Source organism: Amycolatopsis sp. NPDC104819, assembly GCF_055583145.1.
Genome location: NZ_JBVJON010000010.1, coordinates 187441 through 212778 on the forward strand (window position 1 = coordinate 187441; position 25338 = coordinate 212778).

Sequence of the window (25338 nt, forward strand, 5' to 3'; positions counted from 1 at the left end):
GGTAGGTTCGCCCGATGCGACAGCAGTTCCTGGGGGCGCTCATCGGCGCCGCGTTCGGCACCGTGTTCGTCCTGGTCAACTCCGGCCCCCCGGTGCCGGCGGCGCTCGCCTGGGTGCTGCGCGCCCTCGCCGTGCTGGCGCTGGCGGCCGTGGTGGTCCTCGGCGTCCGCGCCGGCGGCCGCCCGACGCTCGAGGGCCGGCCGATGTTCGGGCCGAGCTACCGGGTGATCGTGATCGGCGAAGTGGTGCTGCTGGTCGCCGGGTTCTTCGTGCTCAGCCTGCTGGACGCGCCGGTCCAGGCGAACGTGGCGTGGATCGCGACGATCGTCGGGCTCCACTTCGTCGCGCTGGCGGCGGCGTGGAAGACCCGCTCGATCCTGGTGGTCGGGGTCGTGCTGACGGTGCTCGGCGTGGTCGGTCTGGCCCTGCTCGGCAGCGCGGCGGAGTGGGTCCCGTTCGTGAGCGGCGTGCTCTCCGGGGTGACCCTGCTCGGCGGAAGCCTCTACGGCGTCCGCCGAGCCTGAGTCACGGGAGTCTCTGGCCGAAGAACAGGCTCGCCGCCGCGCCCATCATCAGGATGAGCGTGCCGACCACCACCCACGGCTTGCTCGCGTCGGCGTCCTTGATCTCGTAGCCGATCTGCTCGCCGAGGTCGCCGTAGACCTTCTTCAGCTCCTCGGCACTCGCCGCCTTGTAGAAGTCGCCACCGGACAGGCGCGCGATTTCGCGCAGGGACTCGTCGTCGACGCTCACCGGCTGGGCCTTGCCGTCGATGTCGACCGAGCCGTGCGTGGTGCCGAACGAGATGGACGAGATCGGGACGCCGGCCTGCTTCGCCGCCTGGGCCGCCGTGTAACCGCCGCGGGCCGCATACAGGTCTTCGGGCACCGTCTGCTTGCCGTCGGACATCAGCACTATGCGAGCCGGGGGCGGGCCGTCGGCGCCGCCGACGACGCTGGAGAAGCTCTCCACCGACTGCAGGGCCGCGAAGATGCCCTCGCCGGTCGCCGTCGACTGGGCCAGCTTGAGGTTCTCGATCGCCTTGATCACGCCGTTGCGGTCGGTCGTCGGGTTGACCAGCACCGTCGCCGTGCCCGCGAACGAGATCAGGCCCAGGTTGATGCCCGGGGTCATGTTCTGCGCGAACTGCGTCGCCGCGTCCTGCGCCGCCTTCAGCCGGGTCGGCGCGACGTCGGTGGCCTCCATCGACAGCGACACGTCGATCACCAGCATCACGGTCGCCCGGTTGCGCGGCACCTTCTGCTCGGCGGTCGGCCCGGCCAGCGCGACGGTGAGGATGAGCAGCGACAGCACGATCAGCACCGCCGGCAGGTGCCGCACCCAGCCCTGGCTCTTCGGCGCGACCTTCTCCAGCAGCGCCAGGTTCGCGAACCGCATGGTCCGCTTCCGGCGCGCGCGCTGCGCGAGGACGTACCCGACGGCGACCGCCGCGACGGCGATCAGCAGCAGGAACCACCACGGCGCGGTGAACCCCGTCAAACTCACGCGACACCCCCCGACCAGCGCCGCTTGCGGGCCACGACGAACCGCACCATGTCGGCGATCCAGTCGGCGTCGGTGCGCAGCGTCAGGTGGGCCGCGCCCGCGCGGCGCAGGCCGGCCGCCACCAGCTGGCGGTGGGCGTGGGCCGCGGCCCCGAACTCCTTGCGCAGCAAGGCCGACGCGTGCACTTCGCGCTGTCTTCCTGTCTCCGGGTCGGCCAGCACGACGGTGCCCACCTCGGGCAGGTCGATGTCGCGCGGGTCGAGGACTTCGATCGCGATCAGCTCGTGGCGCCCGCCCAGCGCGCGCAGCGGCCGCTCCCAGGTCGGCTCCCCGAGGAAGTCGGAGATCACGACGGCCAGGCCACGCCGCCGCGGCGGACGGCGCAGGGCCTCCAGCGCCTCGGCGAAGTCGCCCCGGGTGCCTTCGGGCGCCCGCGGGGTCTGGACGACCTTGCGGATCAGGCCGCGCGCGTGCGCCAGGCCGCCGCGGGCCGGGATGCGGGTGGTCTCCGCGCCGTTCGACAGCAGCGCGCCGATGCGGTTTCCGCCGCCCCCGGTCAGGTGCGCGACCGCGGCGACCGCGCAGACCACCAGGTCACGCTTCTCGCAGAGCGCCGTGCCGAAGTCGAGGCTCGCCGAGAGATCGGCGACCACCCACGTCTCCAGCTCACGGTCGGCGACGGTCTCGCGGATGTGCGGGGTCGTGGTGCGGGCGGTGACGGCCCAGTCCATCCGGCGCACGTCGTCGCCGGGCTGGTACGGCCGCGCCTCGCCGGGCTCGGACCCCGGCCCCGGCACCAGGCCGAGGTGGTTGCCCTGCAGCAGCCCGTCGAGCCGGCGGCGGACGTCGAGCTCCAGCGTGCGGAGCCCGGCCTCCATCCGGTCGCCGCGCAGGATCGGCGGCGCCCACGAAGGGCGCTCGCCCTTCTCGTTCTTCGCCATCGCCGGGTTACCTGACCGGCGCGCCCGCCGGGACCGGGCCGCCCTGGCCGGCCCCGCCCTGCGGCCGGGCCGAGACCTGCGGCAACGGCACGGTCTGCAGCACGCGCGTGATGATGTGGTCGATGGGCACGCCGTCGGCGAGCGCGTCGTAGGACAGCACGAGCCGGTGGCGCAGCACGTCCGGCACGACGTCGACGACGTCCTGCGGCAGCACGTAGTCACGGCCGCGGACCAGGGCCAGCGCCCGCGCGGCGGCGATGATGCCGAGGCTCGCGCGCGGCGACGCGCCGTAGGACACCCAGCCGGCGACGTCGGCGAGGCCGTGCTCGTTCGGCGTCCGGGTGGTCAGCACCAGGCGCACGACGTAGTCGACGAGGGCGTGGTGCACGAACACCTGCGCCGCGACGCCCTGCAGCCGGACCAGCTCGCCCGGGCTGAGCACCTCGTGCGGGGTGGGCGGGGTGACGCCCATCCGGTAGATGATCTCGCGCTCCTCCTCGGCGGAGGGGTACTCGACGAGGATCTTGAACAGGAAGCGGTCACGCTGCGCTTCCGGCAGCGGGTACACACCCTCGTTCTCGATCGGGTTCTGGGTGGCCAGCACGAGGAACGGGTCGGGCATCGGGAACGTCTGCCCGCCGATCGACACGTGCCGCTCGGCCATCACCTCGAGCATCGCCGACTGGACCTTGGCGGGCGCGCGGTTGATCTCGTCGGCGAGCACGAAGTTCGCCACGACCGGGCCGAGCTCGACGTCGAAGCGCTCGGCGCCCTGGCGGTAGATCCGGGTGCCGAGGATGTCGGCGGGCACCAGGTCGGGGGTGAACTGCACGCGGGAGAACGACCCGCCGACGACCCGGGCGAACGTCTCCACGGCCAGGGTCTTCGCGACGCCGGGCACGCCTTCGAGCAGCAGGTGGCCCTTGGCCAGCAGGCCGACGAGCATCCGCTCGACCAGGCGGTCCTGGCCGACGATGATCCGCTTGACCTCGAACACGGTCCGCTCCAGCAACTGGGCGTCCCGGGCCGGCGTCGCGGGCTGCTGCCCGTTCCCGCCCTCGGCGTAGCCGGGCTCGGTCACTCTGCCTCCTCAAATCCGTGCGCCGCCCCCGCGACGGTGATCACGCGGTGCGACCGTACTGCGTCCCCCGGGCGTTCGTCCGTCCGGCACGCGGACGCGCTGCTGGCCCGTGGGTAGCCAACACCTTCCCCGGTGTGACATCTGTGAAGCAGGCGCTCAGCGGTGGTGCTCGAGGTCTTCGGGCGTGTCGATGTCGTCCGCTTCGCCCCGTTCGGCGGGGACGTCGGTGATCCGCAGCGCGGCGAGGGTGCGGCGCAGGGCGGCGTTTTCCAGCTGCGCGGGCAGGGCGTCCCGCAGTGCGGACACCCGCCACGCGCCGAGCAGCCACTGCCGCGCCCCGGCGGCGTCCACGAGCACCGCGCCGTCCCCGTCGCCGATCGCCGCCACCAGCCGGTCCACTGTGGACCGGCGGACGCCCGGCAGGTCGGCGGCCAGCACGGCGACCGCCTCGACGTCGCCGGGCACGAACGCGAGCCCGGCGGCCAGCGCGGCCACCGGGCCGCTGCCGGGCACCGGTTCGCGGGTCCACACGACGTCGAACCCGGGCCGCCGCGGGCCGACCGCGATGACGCGCTCGGCGCCGTCGAGGGCGTGGATCGCGCGGGCCAGCAACGGTTTCCCGCCCACCGGCAACGCCGGCTCGTCCACACCGGACAGCCGGCGGGCCGAGCCGCCGGCCACCACGATCCCCGCGTAGCGCATCCGGAGAACCCTAGCGGCCCAGCACGAGGTAGGTGAAGCCCAGCACGCCCCGGTAGTGCCCGACGTACTCGCGCAGCCGCCGGTCCAGCCACTCCCGCACGTCGCCGGCCCGCGGGTCACCGGGGTGCGCCGACAGCCATTCCCGCCACCCGGCGCGCGAGGTGGACTCGAAGTCGTCCCATTCGAGCTGGTCGGCGGTGCTGAGGTGGTGCACGTGCCAGCCGGCCGCGCCGGCGGCGTCGACCAGCTCCGGCAGGGTCAGCATGTCCGGGCCGAAGATCTCCAGCGCGGCCGGGTTCGGCGGGGCGGCCCAGAAGCCGTCGCCGTAGAGCAGCCGGCCGGACGGCACGACCCGGGCGAGCCCGTCGAGCGCCGCCTTCGTCGAGCCGAAGATGTGGGCGGCCCCGATGCAGAAGGCCCGCTCGGCGGGACCGTCCCAGGTCGCGGCGTCCGCCTCGGTGAAGTCCACCGCCAGGCCACGCTCAGCGGCCGCGGCCCGCCCGCGCTCGAGACCGGTCACGTCGGTGTCGACGCCGGTCACGCGCAGGCCGGGCGCGCGGGCGGCCGCCCGCAGGAGCAGCTCGCCCCAGCCGCAGCCGAGGTCGGCCAGATGCCCCTCCCCCAGCGCCATCCGGTCGAGCAGAAGCTCGGCGTGGGCCTCGGACAGGGGTGTGTTCCAGCGCATCCGGGTGCGCCGCAGCGCGTTCAGCTCGTCGTCCATCGGGCGATCCTGGGGCCCGGACGGCGACGGCGTCGACCGGGTTTCGGGCATACTCGGCCGGTGACCTACACCGTCGAGCCGCGGGTCGACGCCTACATCGACGCCCTGCCCGCGTGGCAGCAGGCGATCTGCCGGGAGGTCCGCGAGCTGGTGCACGCGGCGGACCCCGAGGTGGTCGAGACGATCAAGCGCACCCGGCAGCCGTACTTCGTCCTGGACGGCAACATCTGCGCCCTGCTGGCGGCGAAGGACCACGTCAACGTCTTCGTCTACGACGGCGGCATCGTCCCGGACCCCGAAGGCATCATCACCGCCGGGCACGACAACAAGACCGCCCGGACGGTCGCCTTCCGCGAAGGCGAGCCGATCAACGCGCCCGCGCTCACCGCCATGTTCCGGCAGATCATCGCGAACAACCGGGCCGGTGGCTGGCGCAAGCTCAAGCGCGAGCAGACGGGCTGACCGGCGCTCAGCCGACGAGCCGGGTCGCGTACGGCATGATCCCGCCGTAGCGCACCGGCGCGATCCGGACCCGCAGGCCGGACTGCGGCGCCTCGACCATCTGGCCGCCACCGAGGTAGAGCGCGACGTGGTGGATGCCGCCCGCGCCGCCCCAGAACAGCATGTCGCCGCGGCGCATCTGCGACAGCGGGACCCGGCGGCCCGCGGTGTACTGGTAGCCGCTGTAGTGCGGCAGGCCCCGGACCCCGGCGAACGCGTAGATCATCAGGCCGGAGCAGTCGAAGCCGATCTTGTTGTAGTCGCCGTAGCGGTCGGCGACACCGCCGTCGCGGATGCCGCGGGTCGGGCCGCTCGCGTTGCCGCCGCCCCACGCGTAGGGCAGGCCGACCTTGGACAGCGCCCGGGCGATGACTGCCTCGATGGATGTTCCCGCCGAGCCGGTCGGCCCCGCCGCCGGCTTGCTCGCCGGGCGGCCACCGCCGCCACCGGAGGAACCAAGCGCTGCCTGTCGGGCGCGCTCGTCGTCCTCGCGCTGCTTCTGCGCGAGCCAGTCCTGGTAGCGCTGCCGCTGGCCCTGCAGGCCGCTGACCTTGGCCTGCGCGGTGTAGAGCTGCTGCTCGACGTCGGCCTTGTTCTTCTCGAGCTGGGTGTTCTGCGTCGCCTGGCTGTCCTGCGCGCTGATCGCCCTGGCCTGCGCGGAGTCCGCGCTGGTCTTCGCCTCGCGCGCGGCGTCCTGCTTCTGCTGCGCGATCTCGGCGGCCTTGCGGGCTGCGGAGTCCTTGTTCGACTTCTCGGTCTGCGCCTGCTGGAGCCGGTCGAGGGCGTTGAGCCGGTCGCCGCCGACGGCGTCGAGCAGCTGCGCGCGGGCGAGCATGTCCTTGGGGCTGTCGGCGCTGAGGTACGCCGAGAGCGAGCCGACCGTGCTGCCCTGCTGGAAGCTGGCGGCGGCGAAGGTCCGGAGGTCCGCGCGGGCCTTCTCGATCGCGCCGGCCGCGGCGTCGGCCTCGGTCCGGGCGGCCTTGGCGTCGTTCTCCGCCTGGGTCGCCGCGTCCTGGGCGGACTGCAGGTCGACCAGGGCCTTGTTGGCCTCTTCCTGCTTGAGCTCGACGTCGTCCTGCAGCTGTGACAGCTTCTGCTCGGCCTGGGCGAGCTGGTTGGTCAGCTTGCCGACCTCACCGGCCTTCGCGTTCGCCTGGGCCTTGCTGGAGTTCAGCTCCGAGTCGCTCGGGTTGGGTGGCGGCGGGGGCGCGGCCAGGCCGGTGCCGCCCGCGCCGAACAAGATCACCAGGACCAGGGTGCTCACGGTCAGTCCACGGCGCCCGCTCGGCACACACCAGCCCCTGCGCCGTTCCGGCACGACCGCCACCTCCGCTCACCTGCGCACATCGCGCGTCACTGCAGTCACACCACTATCACAAGCATCACCGGAAACTTACACACCGTAGGCACCAATTCCCCTTATTGAGGGACCCCCGGCGCGGATGGCGCAGCCCACACCGCGTGTCGTCTTGAACCCCAAACAGGACACGCGTACTGTTTGAAGCACCGCGAGGTGTGCCATCCCGAATCCGGTCCTACGGTGGGGGTGCGCAAGACTCGCCAGCACCGAACCCGACCGAACTGACCTCAGGACTCGACCGCCGCACCGGCGCGGAAGTCCATGCCACTGGAGTTAGACGTGACCGCACCTGCCAGCAAGGACAGCTTCGGCGCCAAAGACACGCTGAAGGTCGGCGACGCCTCGTACGAGGTGTTCCGCCTGAACAAGGTCGAGGGCGCCGAGCGCCTGCCGTACAGCCTGAAGGTCCTGCTCGAGAACCTGCTGCGCACCGAGGACGGCGCGAACATCACCGCCGACCACATCCGCGCGCTGAGCTCGTGGGATCCGAAGGCCGACCCGTCGATCGAGATCCAGTTCACGCCGGCGCGCGTGATCATGCAGGACTTCACCGGTGTCCCCTGCGTCGTCGACCTCGCCACCATGCGCGAGGCCGTCACCGACCTCGGCGGCGACCCCGACAAGGTCAACCCGCTCGCCCCGGCCGAGCTGGTCATCGACCACTCGGTGATCATCGACGTCTTCGGCCGCCCCGACGCGTTCGAGCGCAACGTCGAGATCGAGTACGAGCGCAACCGCGAGCGCTACCAGTTCCTGCGCTGGGGCCAGGGCGCCTTCGACGAGTTCAAGGTCGTCCCGCCGGGCACCGGCATCGTGCACCAGGTCAACATCGAGCACCTCGCCCGCACGGTGATGTCGCGCAACGGGCAGGCCTACCCCGACTCCTGCGTCGGCACCGACTCGCACACCACCATGGTCAACGGCCTCGGCGTGCTGGGCTGGGGCGTCGGCGGCATCGAGGCCGAGGCCGCCATGCTGGGCCAGCCGGTCTCCATGCTCATCCCGCGCGTCGTCGGCTTCAAGCTGACCGGCGAGATCCCGGCCGGCGTCACCGCCACCGACGTCGTGCTCACGATCACCGAGATGCTGCGCCGCCACGGCGTGGTCGGCAAGTTCGTCGAGTTCTACGGCGAGAGCGTGGCCGCGGTGCCGCTGGCCAACCGCGCCACCATCGGCAACATGAGCCCGGAGTTCGGCTCCACCGCGGCGATCTTCCCGATCGACGAGGAGACCGTCCGCTACCTCAAGCTGACCGGCCGCTCGGCCGAGCAGGTAGCACTGGTCGAGGAGTACGCCAAGCTGCAGGGCCTCTGGCACGACCCGTCGCACGAGGCGGCCTACTCCGAGTACCTCGAGCTGGACCTCTCGACGGTCGTCCCGTCGATCGCCGGCCCGAAGCGCCCGCAGGACCGCATCGAGCTGTCGGACGCGAAGTCGTCGTTCCGCAAGTCGATCCACGACTACGTGGACGGCGAGGAGGCCACGCCGCACACCAAGATGGACGAGGCCTCCGAGGAGTCCTTCCCGGCCAGCGACTCACCGTCGCTGTCGTTCGCCGATGACGACGCCGCGCCGGTGACCTCGTCCGCCGCGAACGGCGCGTCGGGCCGCCCGAGCAAGCCGGTCAAGGTCTCGACCTCCGACCGCGGTGAGTTCGTGCTCGACCACGGCGCCGTGGTGATCGCCTCGATCACCTCCTGCACCAACACCTCGAACCCGTCGGTCATGCTCGGCGCCGCGCTGCTGGCGCGCAACGCCGTGGACAAGGGCCTCGCGGTGAAGCCGTGGGTCAAGACGTCGATGGCGCCGGGCTCGCAGGTCGTCACCGACTACTACACCAAGGCCAACCTGTGGCCGTACCTGGAGAAGCTGGGCTACCACCTGGTCGGCTACGGCTGTACCACGTGCATCGGCAACTCCGGCCCGCTCTCGGACGAGATCTCCGCGGCCATCCAGGAGAACGACCTCACCGCGGTTTCGGTGCTCTCGGGCAACCGGAACTTCGAAGGCCGGATCAACCCCGACGTGAAGATGAACTACCTCGCGTCGCCGCCGCTGGTCATCGCCTACGCGCTGGCCGGCACGATGGACTTCGACTTCGCGAACCAGCCGCTGGGCCAGGACAGCGACGGTACCGACGTCTTCCTGAAGGACATCTGGCCGACGGCGCAGGAGATCCAGGAGACCATCGACTACGCGATCACGCAGGAGATGTTCACCAAGGACTACGCCGACGTCTTCGACGGCGGCGAGCGCTGGAAGGCGCTGCCCACCCCGGAGGGCAAGACCTTCGAGTGGGACGCCGAGTCCACCTACGTCCGGAAGCCCCCGTACTTCGAGGGCATGACGCCGGAGCCGGCGGCGGTCACCGACATCTCCGGCGCGCGGGTGCTCGCGAAGCTGGGCGACTCGGTCACGACCGACCACATCTCCCCCGCCGGCGCGATCAAGCCGGGCACCCCGGCCGCGCAGTACCTGACCGAGCACGGCGTGGAGAAGAAGGACTTCAACTCCTACGGCTCGCGGCGCGGCAACCACGAGGTGATGATCCGCGGCACCTTCGCGAACATCCGGCTGCGCAACCAGCTCCTGGACGACGTGCAGGGCGGCTACACCCGCGACTTCACCCAGGACGACGCCCCGCAGTCGTTCATCTACGACGCGGCGCAAAACTATGCTGCGGCCGACATTCCGCTGGTCGTGCTGGGCGGCAAGGAGTACGGCTCCGGCTCGTCGCGTGACTGGGCGGCCAAGGGCACGTCGCTGCTGGGCGTGCGCGCGGTGATCACCGAGTCGTTCGAGCGCATCCACCGGTCGAACCTGATCGGCATGGGTGTCATCCCGCTGCAGTTCCCGGCGGGCGAGTCGGCCGAGTCGCTGAACCTAGACGGCACCGAGACGTTCGACATCTCGGGCATCACGGCGCTGAACGACGGCGACACCCCGCGCACCGTGCACGTCACCGCGACCAAGCAGGACGGCAGCAAGGTGGAGTTCGAGGCGGACGTCCGCATCGACACCCCGGGTGAGGCGGACTACTACCGCAACGGCGGCATCCTGCAGTACGTGCTGCGGAAGATGACGCAGGCGTAAGGGTTTCCGCGTTTGTGAAGGCCTCCCCGCTCCCGGAGCGGGGAGGCCTTCGCTCGTTTCCGCCCGCGGTGAACACGGGCCCGGCCGGGCTCGGCGATCACTACAGTCGCCTCCCATGGGGACGATCACGACACGCACCGTCGAATACCCGGCCGACGGCCTGACGATGGTCGGGCACCTCGCGGTCCCGGCCGGCGACGGCCGCCGTCCCGCGGTGCTCGTCGGGCCCGAAGGACCAGGGCTCAACGACTTCCAGCGCGGCCGGGCCGACGCCCTGGCCGAGCTGGGGTACGTGGCGCTGGCCTTCGACCTGCACGGTGGCCGCTGGTTCACCGACCCGCAGGAGATGCTGGCGCGGTGCCTGCCGCTGCTGGAGGACCCCGACCGGCTCCGCGACATCGGCTTCGCCGCGCTCGACGTGCTGCGCGCCGAACCCCGGACCGACCCGGACCACGTCGCCGGCATCGGCTACGGCACCGGCGGCGCGGTCGTGCTGGAGCTCGGGCGCGCCGGGGCCGGCCTGCGCGCGATCGCCACGGTCAACGGCTTGATCACCGGCCGGCCCGGTGAGGCGGCGCGCATCCGCTGCCCGGTGTGGGCCGGGGTCGGGTCGGAGGACCCGATCCAGCCGCCGGAGCAACGCGAGGCGTTCGCCGCCGAGATGCAGGCCGCGGGCGTCGACTGGCGCCTGGTCACCTACGGCGGCGCCGAGCACGCGTTCCACCACCCGCCGCTCGGGACCGGCCAGACCGTGCTCCCCGGCGTCGGCTACCACGCCCGGCACGCCGAACGTGCCTGGCGCGACGTCCTCGCCCTGCTCGCCGAATGCCTGCCCGCAGCCGAGTGAGCCGCTAGGCGGGCACGGCTTCCCAGCGCACGCTGGAAACCGAGGGCTCCAGCGAAAGCCGCGACACCGCCGACTCCATCTGGGCGTCGTCGCGCTGGTCGGCGGCCAGCTCGGCGCGGACCTCGACCGTGCGGCTCTCCGGCTGGTCCGTGCTCAGCACCGACAGCAGCCGGAAGTCCGTGCGGGCCAGCGCCTGCACGAGCAACGCTCGCACGTGCGCCTCCGAGTCGTCGCGGGTCACCGCCTGAAACTCGTAGCGGGCGGGGGTTTCCTCGCCCGAGTCGGGGCGGCGGTCGACGACCCGGCCCAGCGGCCGCAGCACCACGTTCACCCCGACCACGACGGTGGTCCCGGCCGCCGCGACCACGAACAACCCGGCGCCCGCCAGGGAACCCACCGCGGCGGAGCACCACAGCGTCGCCGCCGTGTTGAGGCCGCGGACGTTGAGGCCGTCGCGCATGATCACGCCGGCACCGAGGAAGCCGATGCCCGAGACGATCTGCGCGGCCACCCGCGTCGGGTCGGCGTCACCGCTACCGGACAGACCGCCGAAGCCGTGGGCGGACAGCAGGACGAAGAGCGTCGCGCCGACCGCGACCAGGGCGTTGGTGCGCAGCCCGGCCATCCGGGCGCGGAACTGGCGCTCGAACCCGATGACGGCGCCCAGGCCGACGCCGGCGCCGACGCGCAGCAGCATTTCGAAGATGGTCATGTCCGACTCGTTTCCGGCGTGCGCGCACTGCCGGACAGGAGGAGACCGGACGCTATCAGCCCAGCCGGAAGCCTCCGGTGAGCGCACGCCCGGTCGTCCGCTGACTGTCCGCTGGCATGTGCCGCTCACCTCGCTTCCGGTGCTCGTAGTTGATCAACCACACCACTGTAACCGAAACCTGCGGGTCAGGGCTGTGATGATCACTACGCCCAGTGCCGGCGCAGGTGCGGGACGAGGTCTGCGGCCGCTCGTCGGGGAGCAGGCGCTCGAACTGCCGGGCCGCGTCGAGGGTGCCGAACACCGGGCGGACGAAGGCGTCCAGGACCTCGTCCGGCACCCGGTCCGGGTGCTCGTAGCCGCCGCCGAGCGCACCGGTCCGGGCCCGCTGCGGCGTCGACGACCGGGTCGGCGCGGAGGGGGCCGTCGAGGGGCCGGATCCCCGCCGCGCGCGTGGACCTCTTCGCCCACGTGCTGCTCGCCGGGATGAACGAGATCGCGTTGCCGGCCGCCCGGGCCGACGACCACAAAACCGCGGTCGCCGAAGCCGAGGCCGCCGCCGGGGATCTGCTGGACCGGCTGCTCGGGACATGAGAACGGGCCGGGGCGACAGCGTCACCCCGGCCCGGTCACATCGGGCTTACGGCGTTTCGAACGGCTGGACGTTCGGCTGGAAGACCTGGCCGTTGGCCGGGACCTTCAGGTCGATCAGGTAGTCCGCCACGGCCTTGTCGACGCCGAGGGCGTCACCGAGGATGCAGTGGCCGAACGCGTCGACCGACAGCAGCCGGGTGTTGCCCAGCTGCGCCGCCATCCGCTGGGCGAACTTGTACTGCGTCGCCGGGTCGTAGTAGTTGCCGACCACGACGACCGGGACGTCGGTCTTCGCCTGCCACGGCCCGCGGTAGGCGTCCGGCTTCTTCGCCGGCCACACCGGGCAGGCCGCCGTGTCGGCGAAGGCCTGGTAGCGGCCGAAGGTGCGCGACTCGCGCTCCCACTTCGCGGCGATGTCCGGCACCTGCTCCTGCTTGATCTTGAACGGCTTGTCCGCGCAGTTGACGGCGAAGTACGAGTCGTCGCTGGTGTAGGGGCTGTCCGGGGCCAGGTCGGCGAGGCCCTGCTGGCCGCCGGTGAGCGCCTTCAGCCCGCGGGCCTGCAGCGTCTGCGCCTGCGCGCCCGCCGGGTGGATCGCGGTGTAGAGCACCTGCAGGTCCTCGGCCAGGGCGGGGAACCTCGACGGCGAGTACAGGATGCTCGAAACCGCGCCGGTGAACGCGTTGATGTCCAGTGGTTCGCTGCCCGGGAGGGTGATCGGCTGCTTGCGCAGGTACTCGCGCAGCTCGTCGAACTTCGCCCGCGGGGTGCCGTCGCTGAACGCGCACTTCGGGCCGGCCTGGTCGCACCGCTTCAGGAAGCCGTCGAGCGAGATCTCGAAGCCCTGCGCGCGCTGCCGGTCGTACTCGACGCCGTCGCTCGTGCGCAGCTTCGGGTCGACGTTGCCGTCGATGACGATCGCCCGGGACTGCTTCGGGAACATCGAGGTGTAGGTCGAGCCGATCAGCGTCCCGTACGAGAAGCCGACGTAGGTCAGCTTCCGGTCGCCGACCGCCGCGCGCAGCGTGTCGAGGTCACGCACGACGTCCTTGGTGGACATGTGGTTGAGCAGCGAGCCGGCGTTGTTCTTGCAGAACTGGCCGTAGTCGCGGTAACTGGCGAGGGTGGCGGAGATCTGGGGGCGGCTCAGCGGCACCGCGACCTGGGCGCCGAAGACTTCGTCCGCGTCCTCCTGGGTGGTGAAGCACCGCAGCGGGTTGCTGTCCCCGACCCCGCGCGGGTCGAACCCGATCAGGTCGAAGCGGTCGAGCACCGGCGGCTGGAAGATGAACGGGCCGCTGATCGGCATCCGCAGCCCCGAGCCGCCGGGGCCGCCGGGGTTGAGGAACAGCGAGCCGACGCGGGCGGCGGGTGTGCGGGCCGCGCGCTTGAGCAGGGCGATGTCGATGGTGCCCAGCGACGAGTTGTCGTGGTCGATCGGCACGCGGTAGCGCGCGCAGCTGTAGAACTTCACCTCGTCCGCGGGCACCCCGGCGAGGGTCGCGGACGGGCAGGCGCCCCAGCTCACCGGGGCGGTCGCGCCGACCACGGCCGGCTTGACGGCGGCGTCGGTCGCGGCGGCGGCGGTGCCGGTGGCCCCGGCCACGCCGAGCCCGGCCACGAGTGCCCCCACCAGCGCGAACGAGCGCACCCGGCCCTTTGTGGATCTCCGCACGACGTCTCCCTCCCTAGGTCACGCACTCGCCGCGCGTTCACGACGTCACGGCGCGTTACCCGGGTGAGACTGGCACAAATCGGTGAATACCGTCACCGTCCGAAAGGATGGTGGAAACCTATCGAGTGATGCGGTCCAGGAGGAAAACGGGCAACGGGCGGCCCGCCTCCTTCTGCTCCATCGCGTAGCCCGGCCAGAAGGCGAGGAGCTCCCGCCACATCGCGGTGTACTCCTCGCCCGTCAGCTCGCGCGCGACCACCTCCGCCGGGCGGCCCGCCAGTGCGACCGAGGCCTTCGGGTTCGTGCGCAGGTTGAGCGCCCAGGCCGGGTCGTTCGGGCGGCCCCAGTTGGACGCCGTCAGCACAAAGCCGTTGCCGTGCGGGTAGTAGAGCAGGTTGGTGCTGCGGGGCAGCCCGCTCTTGCGGCCGGTCGTCGTGAGGCGCAGGGACGGCAGCCCGGCGAGCGCGACGAGGCTCACCCGGCCGCCGAACGCCCGGTGCAGTTTTTTGTCCGCCCACACGACAAACCGAGCCGAACGCATCAGCCACGGCTTCGTGCCGACGGCCCGGGCCAGCGCCCGGAGAGGATTAGCCACGCACGGATCTTGCCAGGCTCACCCCGAACCGCTGCTGGGAGTCGGTCCACCACCGCTCAAGCGCGAACCCGGCCGCGGCCAGCTCGGCCTCGACCCCGGCGGGCCGGAACTTGGCCGAGATCTCGGTGCGGATGTGCTCCCCTTCGGCGAAGGCCACCGTCAGGTCCGCGCCGGGGATGTCCACGGTCAGCGCGCGCGGCGCCCGCAGGCGCATCTCGATCCACTCGTTTTCGGCATCCCAGTGCGAGACGTGCTCGAACTCGTCCGGGTCGAAGTTCGCGCCGAGCCGCGTGTTGATCACCCGCAGCACGTTCTTGTTGAACTCGCCCGTCACGCCGGCCGCGTCGTCGTACGCACGCTCGAGAACGCCAGGATCCTTCACCAGGTCGGTGCCGAGCAGCAGCCACTCCCCCTCGGCCAGGACCTCCCGCACCGACCGCAGGAACGCCGTGCGGTCGGCGGGCAGGAAGTTGCCGATCGTGCCGCCGAGGAAGGCCACCACCCGCGGCTGCCCGCCGGGCAGCAGGTCGAGGTGCTGGGTGAAGTCGCCGACGACCCCGCGGACCGTCAGCCCCGGGTAGTCCTTCGAGATCGCCTCGGCGGCTTCGGCGAGCGCGGACTCGGAGACGTCGAGCGGGACGAACGCCTCCAGCGTCCCGCTCGCGGTCAGCGCGTCGAGCAGCAGCCGGGTCTTCTCGCTCGACCCGGACCCGAGCTCGACGAGCGTGTGCGCGCCGGTCAGCTCCGCGACGTCACCGGCGTGCGCGGCCAGCACCTCGCGCTCGCTGCGGGTCGGGTAGTACTCCGGCAGCTGGGTGATCTTCTCGAACAGCTCACTGCCGTCGGCGTCGTAGAACCACTTGGGCGGCAGCCACTTCTGCGCGGCGGTGAGCCCGGCGACGACGTCCGCGCGCAGCTCCGCGGTGACGGCGTCGCCGGAACGGTGGTGGTCGAGATCGACTTCGGTCATCGGGACAGGCCTTCCAGGTTCAGGGGAAGCAGTTCGACGGGCCGGCCGCGCCGGACGCGCACCGCGTGGTGGTCGGGAACGGGTTTCCAGCGCGGATCGCCGTCACACGGTTCGGACGCCAGCAGCACACCCGTGGGTGTCTCCAGCACCGACAGCGCGTGCGTCCAGGTCGTGCCGATCAGCGTTTCGCCGTCGGTGAGCAGGAAGTTGAGCCGGGAGCCGGGTGCGGCCGCCTCGACGGCGGTGGTCAGCCCGGCCACCGCCGTCAAAGGGTCTTCCCCGGCCGCGAGCCGGGCGCGCAGCAGGCCCCAGAGCACAACCGAGTCCGTCGGCGCCTCCAGGGTCAGCAGCTCGGTGACCGGCAGGGTCTTGGCCAGTTCGGCCAGCGAGTCCGGGAAGCCGCGGACGACGCCGTTGTGGCTGAACAGCCACCGGCCCGTGGTGAACGGCGCCGCGGCCGCCTCGGTCACCGGCAAGCCGGTGGTGCCGTTGCGGGCCGCGGCGACGAACGCGTGCGCGGTGAGCGCCGCGGCCAGCGGCGGCAGCGACTCGTCCGTCCACAGGGGTGTCGAGCGACGGTGCCGCAGGGGCACCGCGCCCGGTTCGAGGTACCAGCCGAGCCCGAAGCCGTCGGCGTTCACCGTGCCGCCGCCCCGCATGTCCGCCGGGGCGTAGGACTGCACCAGCAGCGAATGCGGCGCGCGGAAAACGGCCTCGGCGGGGGAAACGGGCTCGCCGAGGTAGGCGATGTGCCTGCACATGGCGCCTAGCCCACCTCGCTCCGGGCCGCGTCACGTGCCGTGCGGAAGCCGGCGAAGATCTGCCGCCGGATCGGGTAGTCCCAGTTGCGGAACGTGCCGCGGACCGCCGCCGAGTCGGTGCCGAACGAGCCGCCGCGCAACACCTTGTACTCCGGCCCGAAGAACACCTCCGAGTACTCCCGGTACGGGAACGGCGCGAAGCCCGGGTAGCCGTGGAAGTCCGAGCTCGTCCACTCCCAGACGTCGCCGATCAGCTGGTGCACGCCGGTCGGCGACGCGCCGGCCGGGTACGCGCCCGCGGGCGCGGGACGCAGGTGCCGCTGGCCCAGGTTCGCGTGCTCGGCGCCCGGTTCCTCGTCACCCCAGGGGAAGCGCCGCGAACGGCCGGTCGCCGGGTCGAACCGCGCCGCCTTCTCCCACTCCGCTTCGGTCGGCAGCCGCCGGCCGGCCCACGCGGCGTACGCCTCGGCCTCGTGGAACGACACGTGCACCACCGGCTCCTCGGCCGTGACGCGCTCGTAGACGCCGAACCGGGTCCGCCACCAGCCGTCCTGCTCCCGCTGCCAGAACCGCGGGGCGGTGACGCCGCTCTCGCGCAGGTAGGCCCAGCCGGCCGGGCTCCACCACCGCTCGTCGTCGTAGCCGCCGCTGTCGAGGAACTCGGCGTAGGCCCCGCACGTGACCGGCACCGTGTCCATCCAGAACGCCTCGACGGCCGTCTCGTGGGCCGGCCGCTCGTTGTCCAGCGCCCACGGCTCGGCCGAGGTTCCCATCGTGAACACCCCGCCCGGCACCAGCACCTCCGCCGGCAGCGAGCCCGACCGCGCGGGCGGTGGCTCCGGCGCGTGCAGCACCGGCTCGCCCGTGCGCAGCTGGTGGGTGGCCAGCATGGTCTCGTCGTGCTGCTGCTCGTGCTGGGTGATCATGCCGAACGCGAAGGCCCGCTCGGTCAGCCGCCGCCCCTCCAGCGGCGCGTGTTCCAGCACGTCGAATGCCTTTTCACGGACCTGCTTGACGTAGGCCCGCGCCTCCGCCGGGCCCAGCAGCGGCAGCTCGGGCCGGTCGGCCCTGGCGTGCTGGAAGGCGTCGTAGATGTCGTCGATCTCCGGACGCAGCGGCTCCCGGCCGCCCACGTCGCGGACCAGCCACAGCTCCTCCTGGACACCGATGTGCGCCAGGTCCCAGACCAGCGGCGACATCAGCTTGGAGTGCTGGCGGACGAGGTCCTCGTCGTCGACCGCGTCGGTCAGCGCGACGCTGCGGGCCCTCGCCCGCGTCAGCGCCTCCGCGGCCCGGGCGCGCAGGTCCTGCGCGCTCAGCTCGGAAAGTGCGTCGGCTTCGATGCTCATGCGTTGCTCCCCGATCGGTACGCGCGCCCCTGCACGCTCTCGCTGATCTCGGTGATCGACTGTTCCGGCAACCCGGTGACCGCCAGCTCGGCGCAGCCGAGGTCGGCCAGCGCGGCCGCGGCGGCCGCGAGCCCCGGGTCGGCGAGGCCGGCCCGGGCCGCCGTGGTCCACCGGCCCGCCACCGGCGCGCACAGGTCGAGGACCTTGTCCACAGTGGACGGACGGCCGAGCAGCGCCGTGACCAGGGCCACCGGCGGCAGCCACTCGCCCGGCGGTTGCGCGTCGAGGTACCGGATCTCCAGGTACCCCTGCGGGCGGACCGGGGTGAACATCGTCGTGAGGTGGTAGTCGAGGTCCGCCGACGTCGGCTTCGGCAGCAGGGCGCCCGCGCCCCTGCCGTCGATCCAGTCGCCGAAGGTCAGCCCGTCCGGCGCGTCCCACGGCCGGTTGCCGCGCGGCAGCACCATCAGCGGGGTGTCCATCAGGCGCGCGGCCCACTCCGCCGCCGGATCGCGCGCCACGCGGGCCGTCCTCGTCCGGACCGCCTCGGTGTCGTGCACCGCGAGCCAGCGGGCCGAGGCGAACCCCGTGTCCCGCCCGGCGTGGACGCGGGAGTTGGCGAAGAGGGCGAGCAGCGGCGGCCCCATCGCGTGGGCGGCCGCCCAGCGGAAGGCGTACTGGTCGGCCTCCCCCGCGTCGACGCACACCTGCAGGCCCGCGGTGCTGCACATCATCGTGAGACCGCCGGGTCCGATCGGCGCGAACCGGCGTTCCATGGCCGCGTACCGCGGCGTGCGCAGGAGCCGGCGCGGCGCGCGGTGCGCGTCGATGCCGGATTCACCGAGCTGGAGCCCGTGGCGGGCGAGGAGTTCACCCAAGTGGCGGAGATCGGCCGAGACGGCTGCGTCGAGCTCACGCAGTGTGGCCTGGGGAAGGGCGGAGACTTCGACCTGGCACCCGGGTTCGAGACTCACGGGGTTGCCGGCCGGGAGGGGCGTGGCGGGGCTGTCGGGGCGGAGTGTCCGCGGGGTGTGCGGACCCAGCGCCGTGGCCAGGAGGTCGGGATCGAGCGGTCTTGCCGGGTCATCGGCGTGGTGCACGGTGAACTCCAGCTCGACGCCGGTCAGGCGCGGTGGTCCGTGCTTGAAACACACCGATGCGACGTACGCCTCGCCGGCCGCGCGGTCCGCGAGGACCCGCGCGGTCTGGTTGGACGCACTCCCCGACTTCTCGGGGAAGTCGTGCACCGTGGATGCTTCCGTCATGTCCGTTCCTTGTTCCGTGTGATGGAACTTCTTGACTTCGGACGCTACACGCGGGGTACGACAAAATCAGGGCTCGTCCTGCGCAGCGGGAGCCGATCACCACTTCGTAAGAACTCCCGGATCAGGGCAAAGCGGACTCGGTGCCCAGACCGAGCTCGGCCGCCGACGCCCGGACGGCCTCGATTACCAGGTGCAACGCGGGCCGGCGGAACGCGGTGCGCCGGTAGGCGATCGACACCGTCCGCAGCAGCGGCGTGGTGAGCGTGACGACGTCGATCCCCGGCGGCCGCAGCAGCCGCAGGCCCAGGTCGGAGACGAGGGTGACACCGAGGCCGGCCCCGACCATCGCCATCGCCGTCGACTGCTCCTCGACCTCGTGGTTGATCTTCGGGGCGAAGCCGTGGCGCTTGCAGGCCGTCCGCATCGCCCGGCCGAAGTGCGACTTCGGGCTGGCCAGGATCCACGGGTGCTCGGCGAGCTCGTCCAGCGACGCCGACCCCGACGGCACCGCGCCCCGCGGGACCGCCGCGTGCAGCCGCTCGACGGCCACGACCGCGCGTTCCAGCCCGGCGTCCCAGGCGGTCGGGGCGTCCGAATAGTCGATCACGAACGAGAGGTCGAGCGTGCCGTCCCGGACCGCTTCGGCGGTGTCCTCGGGCGCCAGTTCGCGGGTCCGCACCTCGATGCCGGGGTGCTCGCCGGCGAGCGCCGTGAGGGCCGTCGGCAGCAGTCCCGAGGCCACCGACGCCCACACCCCGGCCGTCAACCGGACCGTTCGGGCGTCCTGCGCCTCCTCCAAAGCGAGGGTCGCCCGTTCCACCGAACCGAGGATCTCCTCGGCGTGCTCGGTCAGCAGGGTGCCGAGCTCGGTCAGCTGGACGCGCCGCCCGAGCCGTTCGAACAGCTTGGCGCCCACGTCCCGTTCGAGCTGTGCGAGCTGCTGGGACACCGCCGAAGCGGTGTAGTGCAGCGCCGCGGCGGCCGCCGTGACGGTGCCCCGGCGGTGCAGCTCGCGCAGCATCCGCAAGCGATGCAGCGAAAGCTCCATACACCAAACCTAAACGAGATCGTGCAGCAGCGTTAAATGGACGCGAGGACCACCCGGGGCGCACTCTCGTGGAGGCGGTCGGCGAGACCGCCCCGACTTCCCCGGAGGTGAGTGGCCCCGATGACCCCCCGCAACGCCGAGCCGCTGATGCGACTCACGTGGACCGATCCCGTCACCGGCGCGCACGGCTACCTGGTCGTGCACAGCCTGGTCTCCGGCGTCGCCACCGGCGGAACCCGGATGCGGGCGGGCTGCACGATGAGCGAGGTCGAGGACCTCGCCCGGGGCATGGCCAACAAGACCGCCACGTTCAACCTGCCGGTCGGCGGGGCCAAGGGCGGCATCGACTTCGACCCGAAGGACCCGCGCGCCTTCGACGTCCTGAAGCGGTTCTGCGCGTTCCTGCGGCCGTGGCTCGACGCCCACTGGGTGACCGCCGAGGACCTCGGCGTGCCCCAGCACCTGATCGACGAGGTGTTCGCGGAGCTCGGCCTCGAGCAGTCGTACCACGCGGCGATCCGCCGTTCGGCCGATCCCGCGCGCACTCTGCGCCGGGTCCAGGCCGGCCTCAACGCGCCGGTCCCCGGCGGGCTGCTGCTCGGTGACGTCGTCGGCGGCTACGGCGTGGCGCAGGCGTGCCTCGGCGTCGCGGCGGCGTGGGACTGGGACGGGCGGGAGACGACCGTCGCGATCCAGGGCATCGGCACCATGGGCGGCGGCGCGGCCTGGTACCTGCACGAAGCCGGGATGAAGGTGGTCGCGGTCGCCGACGCGGCGGGCACGCTCTACGACCCGGTGGGCCTCGACGTCCCGGCGCTGCTGGAGCTGCGCGACCGCTTCGGCGAGGTCGACCGCTCCCGGCTGCCGGCCGGGGTCCGGGTGCTGCCGCGCGAAACGATCGTCGGGATCGACGCGGACGTCTTCGTGCCGGCGGCGATCTCCTACGCGCTGCGGCCGGACAACGAGAACCTGGTCAAGGCCAAGGTCGTCGTCGAAGCGGCCAACGCGGCGACCACCCCGGAAGCCGAAGCGGCGCTCTCCGCGCGTGGAGTCGCGGTGGTCCCCGACTTCGTCGCCAACGCCGGCGCGGCCGCCTGGGCGTGGTGGCTGCTGCTGGGCGAGGTCGGCGCCGACCCGGCCGACTCGTTCCTGCGGCTGCGCACCGAGATGCAGGCCAAGGTGGCGCTGCTGCTGACCGAGTGGAACATGGACCGGCTGCCGCTGCGCGTCACCGGGCTGCGGCTGGCCGAGACCACCCGGGCCCAGCGTGCCGAAGCGGCGCTGACGCCGGAAGGTGAGCCGGCGCTGCTCATTCCCTGACCCGGCTCGGAAGCCCCGCCCGGGGCTTCCGACCGTCAGCGGGCGAAGCGGTCGGTCGCGCCGACCAGGACGTCCTGCATCGACGCGTCCTGCGTGCTGTGGCCGACGTCGCCGAGCAGGACCAGCTCGCTGGCCGGCCAGCCGTGGTGCAGCAGCCAGGGCGTGCCGACGATGTTGCTCGTGTCGAGCACGCCCTGCGCCAGCACCGCCGGGATGTCGGCGAGCTTGCCGAGCTCGCGCAGGATCTCGCCGTCGGGCAGAAAGGCCCGGTTGCTGAAGTAGTGCGTGACCAGCCGGGCGAAGCAGAGCCGGAAGGCCGGGTCCTCGAAGGACTTGTGCGGGGGCACGCCCGGGAGCATCGCGTCCTCCCAGGCGCTCCAGTCGTCGGCCGCCTTGAGATGGACCGCCGGGTCGGGATCCATCAGCAGCCGGTGGTAGGCGGCGGACAGGTCGCCGTCACGCTCGCTCTCCGGCACTCCCCGGCGGAACTTCTCGAACGCCTCCGGGAAGTACGCGCCGAGGCCGCGGATCAGCATCTCGACTTCGAGGAACCGGTCGGTGGCGAGGCCCATCAGGACCAGTTCGCTGACCCGTTCGGTGTGCCGCAGGGCGTAGGTCAGGCTCAGCACGCACCCCCAGGAACCGCCGAACAGCAGCCACTTTTCGATGTCCAGCCGGGTGCGCAGCAGCTCGAAGTCCGCGACGAGGTGGTCGGTCGTGTTCGCGGAGAGGTCGGCGACCGGCGCGCCGGCGTGCGGGAGGCTGCGGCCGCAGCCGCGCTGGTCGACGAGCACCACCCGGTACTTCGCCGGGTCGAAGTACCGGCGGAGGTTCGCCGAACAGCCCGAGCCCGGGCCGCCGTGCACGACCAGCGCCGGCTTGCCGTCCGGGTTTCCGCAGGTCTCCCAGTAGATTTCGTGCCCGTCACCGACGTCGAGCAGGCCGTGCTCGTACGGTTCGATCTCGGGGTACAGCATCAGCGCGTCCTTCCTGCCCCACGGAATACAACAGCGCTGTCACATTAGCGGTCAAACGAGGGCGCCGGCCAGCTCCATGAGCGTGTCGGCCAGTTCACGCGGGCCCGCCGGTCCGATGTGGATGACCGCGTCCTCGCCCGTGCCGGAGGTGTAGCTGAGGTAGCGGCCCCAGTCCGTGTCGGCGTAGTGCAGGGGCTGCTGCAGGCAGGTGTGCCGCCCGACGTCGTCACGACGGCCGACGTAGAGCTCCCCGCTGCCCTGCACCGGCCGCTGGACCAGGCTGATGACGTCGGCGATCGCCGGGGCCAGCGGGTAGGCGTCCTGCCCGAGGCGGGCGGCCTCGGTCAGGTCCGCCACGCGGACCGAGCGCTGGTGACCGCCGCCCGGGCCGACCGGCGGCAGCTGCTCGACGAGGGACTCGGCGAGCCGGTTCCGGTCGATCTCCTGCACGCCGACGTGCGTGCCGTCGGAGACCGCCAGGATCGCCTGCAGCCCCTTCGCCGCCGCCAGCACGCCGTAGGTCTGCCCGTCCGCGCCGACCCAGCCGTAGAACTCCCGCGCCGGGTTCACCAGCAGCGGCAGCCAGTCGAGGAAGTCGACGGTGGCGCGGCCGCGCGCGTCGACCAGGCCCGCCTCCGCCAACGCGGCCTCGACCCGCTTGTCCGCTTCGTCGCGCTCCGCGTCCGAAAGCCACAACGGCTCCGGACGCAGGGTGATGTGCAGCTGCCCGACCTGTTCGCGCTCGGCCAGTGCGGCCAGCGCCTCGACCGGAACGTCCACCCGGCCTGTGACCACGTCCACCCGCTTACTCGCTCTACTCGCCGATGACCGGCGGGCTGGTCCGCTGGTCGGTGCCGAAGATCGCGTCCGGGTCCGCCTCGATCAGGAAGTCCGGCCGCTGGTGTTCATCATCTTCCTCACCCTCGCCCCGGCGGCCGCCGGCACCCATGGGTCCCAGCTGCCCGGAGCGCCCCCCGGCCGACCGCGCGGCGGCGGCCTCCGCGGCGGCGGCGTTGCCGAGGCTGCCCATGCCGGACCCGCGCCCGCTGCCCAGCCCGCGCTCCCCCGCGGCGCCGGCGCCGCTGCCGGTCCCGCCGCTGCCGCCGCCCCCGATCGGGCGGCCGTTGGAGTCGAGCAGCCGCCCGCCCGCCGAGCCACTGCTCGGCCCGCGGCCGCCGGTGCTCGAGTACGGGTCGTTGCCGAAGGTGTTCGAGTAGTTGTTGCCGCCGCCCCCACCGCCGGTGTTGGTCGGGTAGAAGTCGATCCCGTCGGGCGTCTTCCCCGGCCGGTCGGTGCTCGGCGGAAACGGCCGCGTCGTGGTCGGCCGGGTGGTGCTGGTCGGGCGCGTCTCGTCCTCGGACCGCGGGACGACGACCGGCCGGTTCGGGTCCGTGGGCCGGTTCGGGTCGGTGGGCCGGTTCGGGTCCGTCGGCCGGTTCGGGTCCGTGGGCCGGTCGGTGCTGCCGGGTTTGTCGGGGTTGCCGGTGTGGGTGGTGTCGACGCTCGTGGTCGAGGTGTGGTCGTCGTCGCCACCGGGCGGGTTCGGCTTGAGCTCGTGCTCGTTGATGATGAGCGGCCTGATCGGCGGCGGGCCACCACCTCGGTTGACGGAGATCGCCGCGCCGTCGGACTCCAGCACGCCGTAGTCGGTGGGGAGCGCCGACCGGGTGCTGTCGGTCGCGCTGCTGTACTGGTCCATCACGCGGACGTTGGTCTCGTTCGCCGCGTTGTACTTCGCCATGCCCTCCTGGTAGTTGTCCAGGTCGTTCTGAGCCATGAAGGGCCCGGCGATCGGGACCGCGGCCTTGAGGCCGATGCTCCAGGGACTGGGCTTGTCCGGCTTCGGCGGCACCTGGACGACGGTCTTGCTCGAATCCTCGAACACCGCGGCCTGGGTCTTGACCGAGTCGGTGGTCGCGTCCAGGGGCGCCGCACTGTCCCGGAACGCCATCTCCATAGGGCCGGCGCCCGCGTTCGCCGCGTCCGCCGCGTCGCCGCTCCAGGAGTTCACCATGCGTGCCTGCAGCGCCTTGATGCTCGCGCCGTGCTCCATGTAGGACTCGGACAGCTGCCGGACAGTGTCCGCCACCTGCTGGAGCCCTTTGGTGTCACCCTGGGTGAAGTTGTCGAAGATCTGCTTGCCGTCCACTCGTCAAGCCCCCTTGAGTGTCTTGATGATGCCCGCGGCAACCTGGTTCGCCGCTCCGCAGGAGTCGTCCTGCCCCTGGTAGCCCTGGGCGTACACGTCGAACGTGAGATCGTCGGCGATGCCGACACCGAGACCGCAGCCCCCCATCGGGCGTTCGTCCTTGATGCCGTAGTAGATGGCCGGGTAACCGTCGACGTCTGGAGCGCGCTCGAGGAACCGGATGTAGGTCTTGTTCTTGTAGCCGTTGTAAAGCCCGGCCAGGCCACCGGCTCCCCGGTCACGGTTGCCCGTCGCGAGCGTCACGGACACGCCGATGCCCTCGCCGCGTCGTTTCCAGGCGCAGGACGGTCCCGCCTCCGTGAACGCCGTGTCGCCCTTCGCCTGGTACACACCCGGGTCGGTGTACTTCAGTGGTGTGAGGACGTCCTGCGGCACGATCGCGCAGGTGTCGGCGACGTACTTGCCCGCGTCCAGCGGGACAGCGACCTTCGGCACGTCCGGGTCCGCCGGCTGAGCGTCCGACGCCGACGGTCCCGCCGTCGACGGGGAGGCCGTGCCTCCGGTCGTGGTCGTGCATCCGGTCGCGAGTCCCACCGAAACGGTCACGAGAACCGCCAGGACACCCAGTTTGCTTCGGAACAAGTTCTGCTCGCCTATGCCTTGAAAGTGTCGGACAGGTCCTGGTCGGTGACCACGGTCTTCGACTGCGCAGCCCGCAGCTTCGTGATGTAGTCCTGCGCGTACTTCTGCATGGACATGTTCTGGTTGAGTAGCGCCATGACCGAGTCCGAGCTGGTCGAGGCATAGCTTCCGCTGACCGGGTCCTGCCCCGGAGGCGCTCCGCTGTCGACAACGAGGCGCCGGATCTTGGTGCCGTCGTCGGTGATCTTGTCCAGGACGTCTTCCCACTGGCCGATCACCGCGTTGAGCTCGTCGGGGTCCATCTTGAACTGGCCGCCCTTGCCCCCGCCGCCGTACACGCGGCCCAGGCCGGTCAAGGCGTCACCCCAGAGCGCCTGCGCCGCCTGCCCGGCTTCGCCGATGATCACGTCCCGCACCTGCCCCTCAGTTCACCCACCGTGATGATGCAGAGACTAGCCAACTGTCTCAAGCCGTGTCAGCGAATCGCCGCAACGTTCCGACGATGGGGGCCGGGGTCCGGTTCCCGGCACTC

The 25338-nt window shown here is 72.0% G+C and carries 26 protein-coding genes; 6 read left to right on the plus strand and 20 right to left on the minus strand.

The window, feature by feature from the left end:
• Positions 1–14 precede the first annotated feature (14 nt).
• A complete protein-coding gene (locus tag ACZ63E_RS30885; RefSeq protein WP_465339667.1) occupies positions 15–524 on the plus strand; it encodes a hypothetical protein in 510 nt (169 codons plus the stop codon).
• Position 525: 1 nt separating this feature from the next.
• On the opposite strand, the gene ACZ63E_RS30890 is transcribed toward ACZ63E_RS30885, so the two are convergent.
• The 5 genes from ACZ63E_RS30890 to ACZ63E_RS30910 all read right to left on the minus strand — a co-directional run bounded on the left by ACZ63E_RS30890 (position 526) and on the right by ACZ63E_RS30910 (position 4951).
• On the minus strand, positions 526–1506 hold the full coding sequence (locus ACZ63E_RS30890) for a VWA domain-containing protein (protein ID WP_465305208.1): 981 nt from the start codon (positions 1504–1506) through the stop codon (positions 526–528).
• The gene (locus ACZ63E_RS30895; RefSeq protein WP_465339668.1) at positions 1503–2447 is read right to left on the minus strand and encodes a DUF58 domain-containing protein; all 945 of its coding nucleotides are present in this window, start codon (positions 2445–2447) and stop codon (positions 1503–1505) included. The genes ACZ63E_RS30890 and ACZ63E_RS30895 overlap by 4 nt, the downstream gene beginning before the upstream one ends.
• Positions 2448–2454: 7 nt before the next feature.
• The gene (locus ACZ63E_RS30900; protein WP_360181304.1) at positions 2455–3528 is read right to left on the minus strand and encodes an AAA family ATPase; all 1074 of its coding nucleotides are present in this window, start codon (positions 3526–3528) and stop codon (positions 2455–2457) included.
• Between the two features lie 156 nt (positions 3529–3684).
• The gene (gene mobA / locus ACZ63E_RS30905) at positions 3685–4230 is read right to left on the minus strand and encodes a molybdenum cofactor guanylyltransferase (RefSeq protein ID WP_465339669.1); all 546 of its coding nucleotides are present in this window, start codon (positions 4228–4230) and stop codon (positions 3685–3687) included.
• Between the two features lie 10 nt (positions 4231–4240).
• A complete protein-coding gene (locus tag ACZ63E_RS30910; protein ID WP_465339670.1) occupies positions 4241–4951 on the minus strand; it encodes an SAM-dependent methyltransferase in 711 nt (236 codons plus the stop codon).
• A 60-nt stretch (positions 4952–5011) separates the two neighbouring features.
• Between ACZ63E_RS30910 and ACZ63E_RS30915 the strand changes: the two genes are divergently transcribed.
• A complete protein-coding gene (locus ACZ63E_RS30915) occupies positions 5012–5413 on the plus strand; it encodes a DUF1801 domain-containing protein (protein WP_465339671.1) in 402 nt (133 codons plus the stop codon).
• Between the two features lie 7 nt (positions 5414–5420).
• On the opposite strand, the gene ACZ63E_RS30920 is transcribed toward ACZ63E_RS30915, so the two are convergent.
• Entirely contained in the window at positions 5421–6743 is a 1323-nt protein-coding gene (locus ACZ63E_RS30920; RefSeq protein ID WP_465339824.1) for an NlpC/P60 family protein, read from the minus strand.
• Between the two features lie 330 nt (positions 6744–7073).
• Between ACZ63E_RS30920 and acnA the strand changes: the two genes are divergently transcribed.
• Together acnA and ACZ63E_RS30930 are read left to right on the plus strand one after the other, a co-directional pair.
• Positions 7074–9905 carry an aconitate hydratase AcnA gene (acnA, locus tag ACZ63E_RS30925; RefSeq protein ID WP_465339672.1) on the plus strand — a complete coding sequence of 944 codons (2832 nt, stop codon included), beginning with the start codon at positions 7074–7076 and terminating at the stop codon, positions 9903–9905.
• A 115-nt stretch (positions 9906–10020) separates the two neighbouring features.
• Positions 10021–10752, plus strand: coding sequence for a dienelactone hydrolase family protein (locus tag ACZ63E_RS30930; RefSeq protein WP_465339673.1), 732 nt, complete (start codon positions 10021–10023; stop codon positions 10750–10752).
• 4 nt (positions 10753–10756) lie between these two features.
• Here ACZ63E_RS30930 and ACZ63E_RS30935 read toward each other — a convergent pair whose 3' ends face one another.
• The gene (locus ACZ63E_RS30935; RefSeq protein WP_465339674.1) at positions 10757–11464 is read right to left on the minus strand and encodes an MgtC/SapB family protein; all 708 of its coding nucleotides are present in this window, start codon (positions 11462–11464) and stop codon (positions 10757–10759) included.
• 55 nt (positions 11465–11519) lie between these two features.
• Complete coding sequence (locus tag ACZ63E_RS30940; RefSeq protein WP_465339675.1) at positions 11520–11801, minus strand: hypothetical protein; 282 nt, start codon at positions 11799–11801, stop codon at positions 11520–11522.
• 98 nt (positions 11802–11899) lie between these two features.
• On the opposite strand from ACZ63E_RS30940, the gene ACZ63E_RS30945 reads away from it, so the two are divergent.
• The gene (locus ACZ63E_RS30945; RefSeq protein WP_465339825.1) at positions 11900–12055 is read left to right on the plus strand and encodes a hypothetical protein; all 156 of its coding nucleotides are present in this window, start codon (positions 11900–11902) and stop codon (positions 12053–12055) included.
• 46 nt (positions 12056–12101) lie between these two features.
• Here ACZ63E_RS30945 and ACZ63E_RS30950 read toward each other — a convergent pair whose 3' ends face one another.
• The 7 genes from ACZ63E_RS30950 to ACZ63E_RS30980 form a co-directional block, all read right to left on the minus strand.
• On the minus strand, positions 12102–13706 hold the full coding sequence (locus ACZ63E_RS30950) for an alpha/beta hydrolase (protein ID WP_465339826.1): 1605 nt from the start codon (positions 13704–13706) through the stop codon (positions 12102–12104).
• Between the two features lie 142 nt (positions 13707–13848).
• Entirely contained in the window at positions 13849–14271 is a 423-nt protein-coding gene (locus tag ACZ63E_RS30955; protein ID WP_465339827.1) for a nitroreductase family deazaflavin-dependent oxidoreductase, read from the minus strand.
• A gap of 46 nt (positions 14272–14317) precedes the next feature.
• The gene (gene egtD / locus ACZ63E_RS30960; protein WP_465339676.1) at positions 14318–15295 is read right to left on the minus strand and encodes an L-histidine N(alpha)-methyltransferase; all 978 of its coding nucleotides are present in this window, start codon (positions 15293–15295) and stop codon (positions 14318–14320) included.
• A complete protein-coding gene (gene egtC, locus ACZ63E_RS30965; protein WP_465339677.1) occupies positions 15292–16056 on the minus strand; it encodes an ergothioneine biosynthesis protein EgtC in 765 nt (254 codons plus the stop codon). Before egtC ends, egtD begins: the two co-directional genes overlap by 4 nt.
• Before the next feature lie 5 nt (positions 16057–16061).
• Positions 16062–17405 (minus strand): ergothioneine biosynthesis protein EgtB, encoded by a 1344-nt coding sequence (gene egtB, locus ACZ63E_RS30970; RefSeq protein ID WP_465339678.1) that lies wholly within the window; start codon positions 17403–17405, stop codon positions 16062–16064.
• Positions 17402–18670, minus strand: a complete 1269-nt coding sequence (locus ACZ63E_RS30975) for a glutamate-cysteine ligase family protein (RefSeq protein WP_465339679.1) — start codon at positions 18668–18670, stop codon at positions 17402–17404. Before ACZ63E_RS30975 ends, egtB begins: the two co-directional genes overlap by 4 nt.
• A 121-nt stretch (positions 18671–18791) precedes the next feature.
• The gene (locus tag ACZ63E_RS30980) at positions 18792–19718 is read right to left on the minus strand and encodes a LysR family transcriptional regulator (protein ID WP_465305232.1); all 927 of its coding nucleotides are present in this window, start codon (positions 19716–19718) and stop codon (positions 18792–18794) included.
• Positions 19719–19838: 120 nt separating this feature from the next.
• Between ACZ63E_RS30980 and ACZ63E_RS30985 the strand changes: the two genes are divergently transcribed.
• Entirely contained in the window at positions 19839–21038 is a 1200-nt protein-coding gene (locus ACZ63E_RS30985) for a Glu/Leu/Phe/Val dehydrogenase dimerization domain-containing protein (RefSeq protein WP_465339680.1), read from the plus strand.
• Between the two features lie 35 nt (positions 21039–21073).
• Here the strand turns inward: ACZ63E_RS30985 and pip are convergent, their stop codons facing one another.
• From pip to ACZ63E_RS31010, 5 genes are read right to left on the minus strand one after another with little or no spacing between them, the layout of a single operon-like run.
• Positions 21074–22015 (minus strand): prolyl aminopeptidase, encoded by a 942-nt coding sequence (pip, locus tag ACZ63E_RS30990; protein WP_465339682.1) that lies wholly within the window; start codon positions 22013–22015, stop codon positions 21074–21076.
• Between the two features lie 51 nt (positions 22016–22066).
• Positions 22067–22795, minus strand: coding sequence for an ESX secretion-associated protein EspG (locus ACZ63E_RS30995; protein ID WP_465339829.1), 729 nt, complete (start codon positions 22793–22795; stop codon positions 22067–22069).
• 34 nt (positions 22796–22829) lie between these two features.
• Entirely contained in the window at positions 22830–24164 is a 1335-nt protein-coding gene (locus ACZ63E_RS31000) for a WXG100 family type VII secretion target (protein ID WP_465339684.1), read from the minus strand.
• A 3-nt stretch (positions 24165–24167) separates the two neighbouring features.
• Positions 24168–24770: a DUF3558 domain-containing protein gene (locus ACZ63E_RS31005; RefSeq protein ID WP_465339685.1), complete on the minus strand. Its 603-nt coding sequence runs from the start codon at positions 24768–24770 to the stop codon at positions 24168–24170.
• Positions 24771–24817: 47 nt separating this feature from the next.
• Positions 24818–25213 (minus strand): hypothetical protein, encoded by a 396-nt coding sequence (locus ACZ63E_RS31010; protein ID WP_465339686.1) that lies wholly within the window; start codon positions 25211–25213, stop codon positions 24818–24820.
• Positions 25214–25338: the final 125 nt, after the last annotated feature.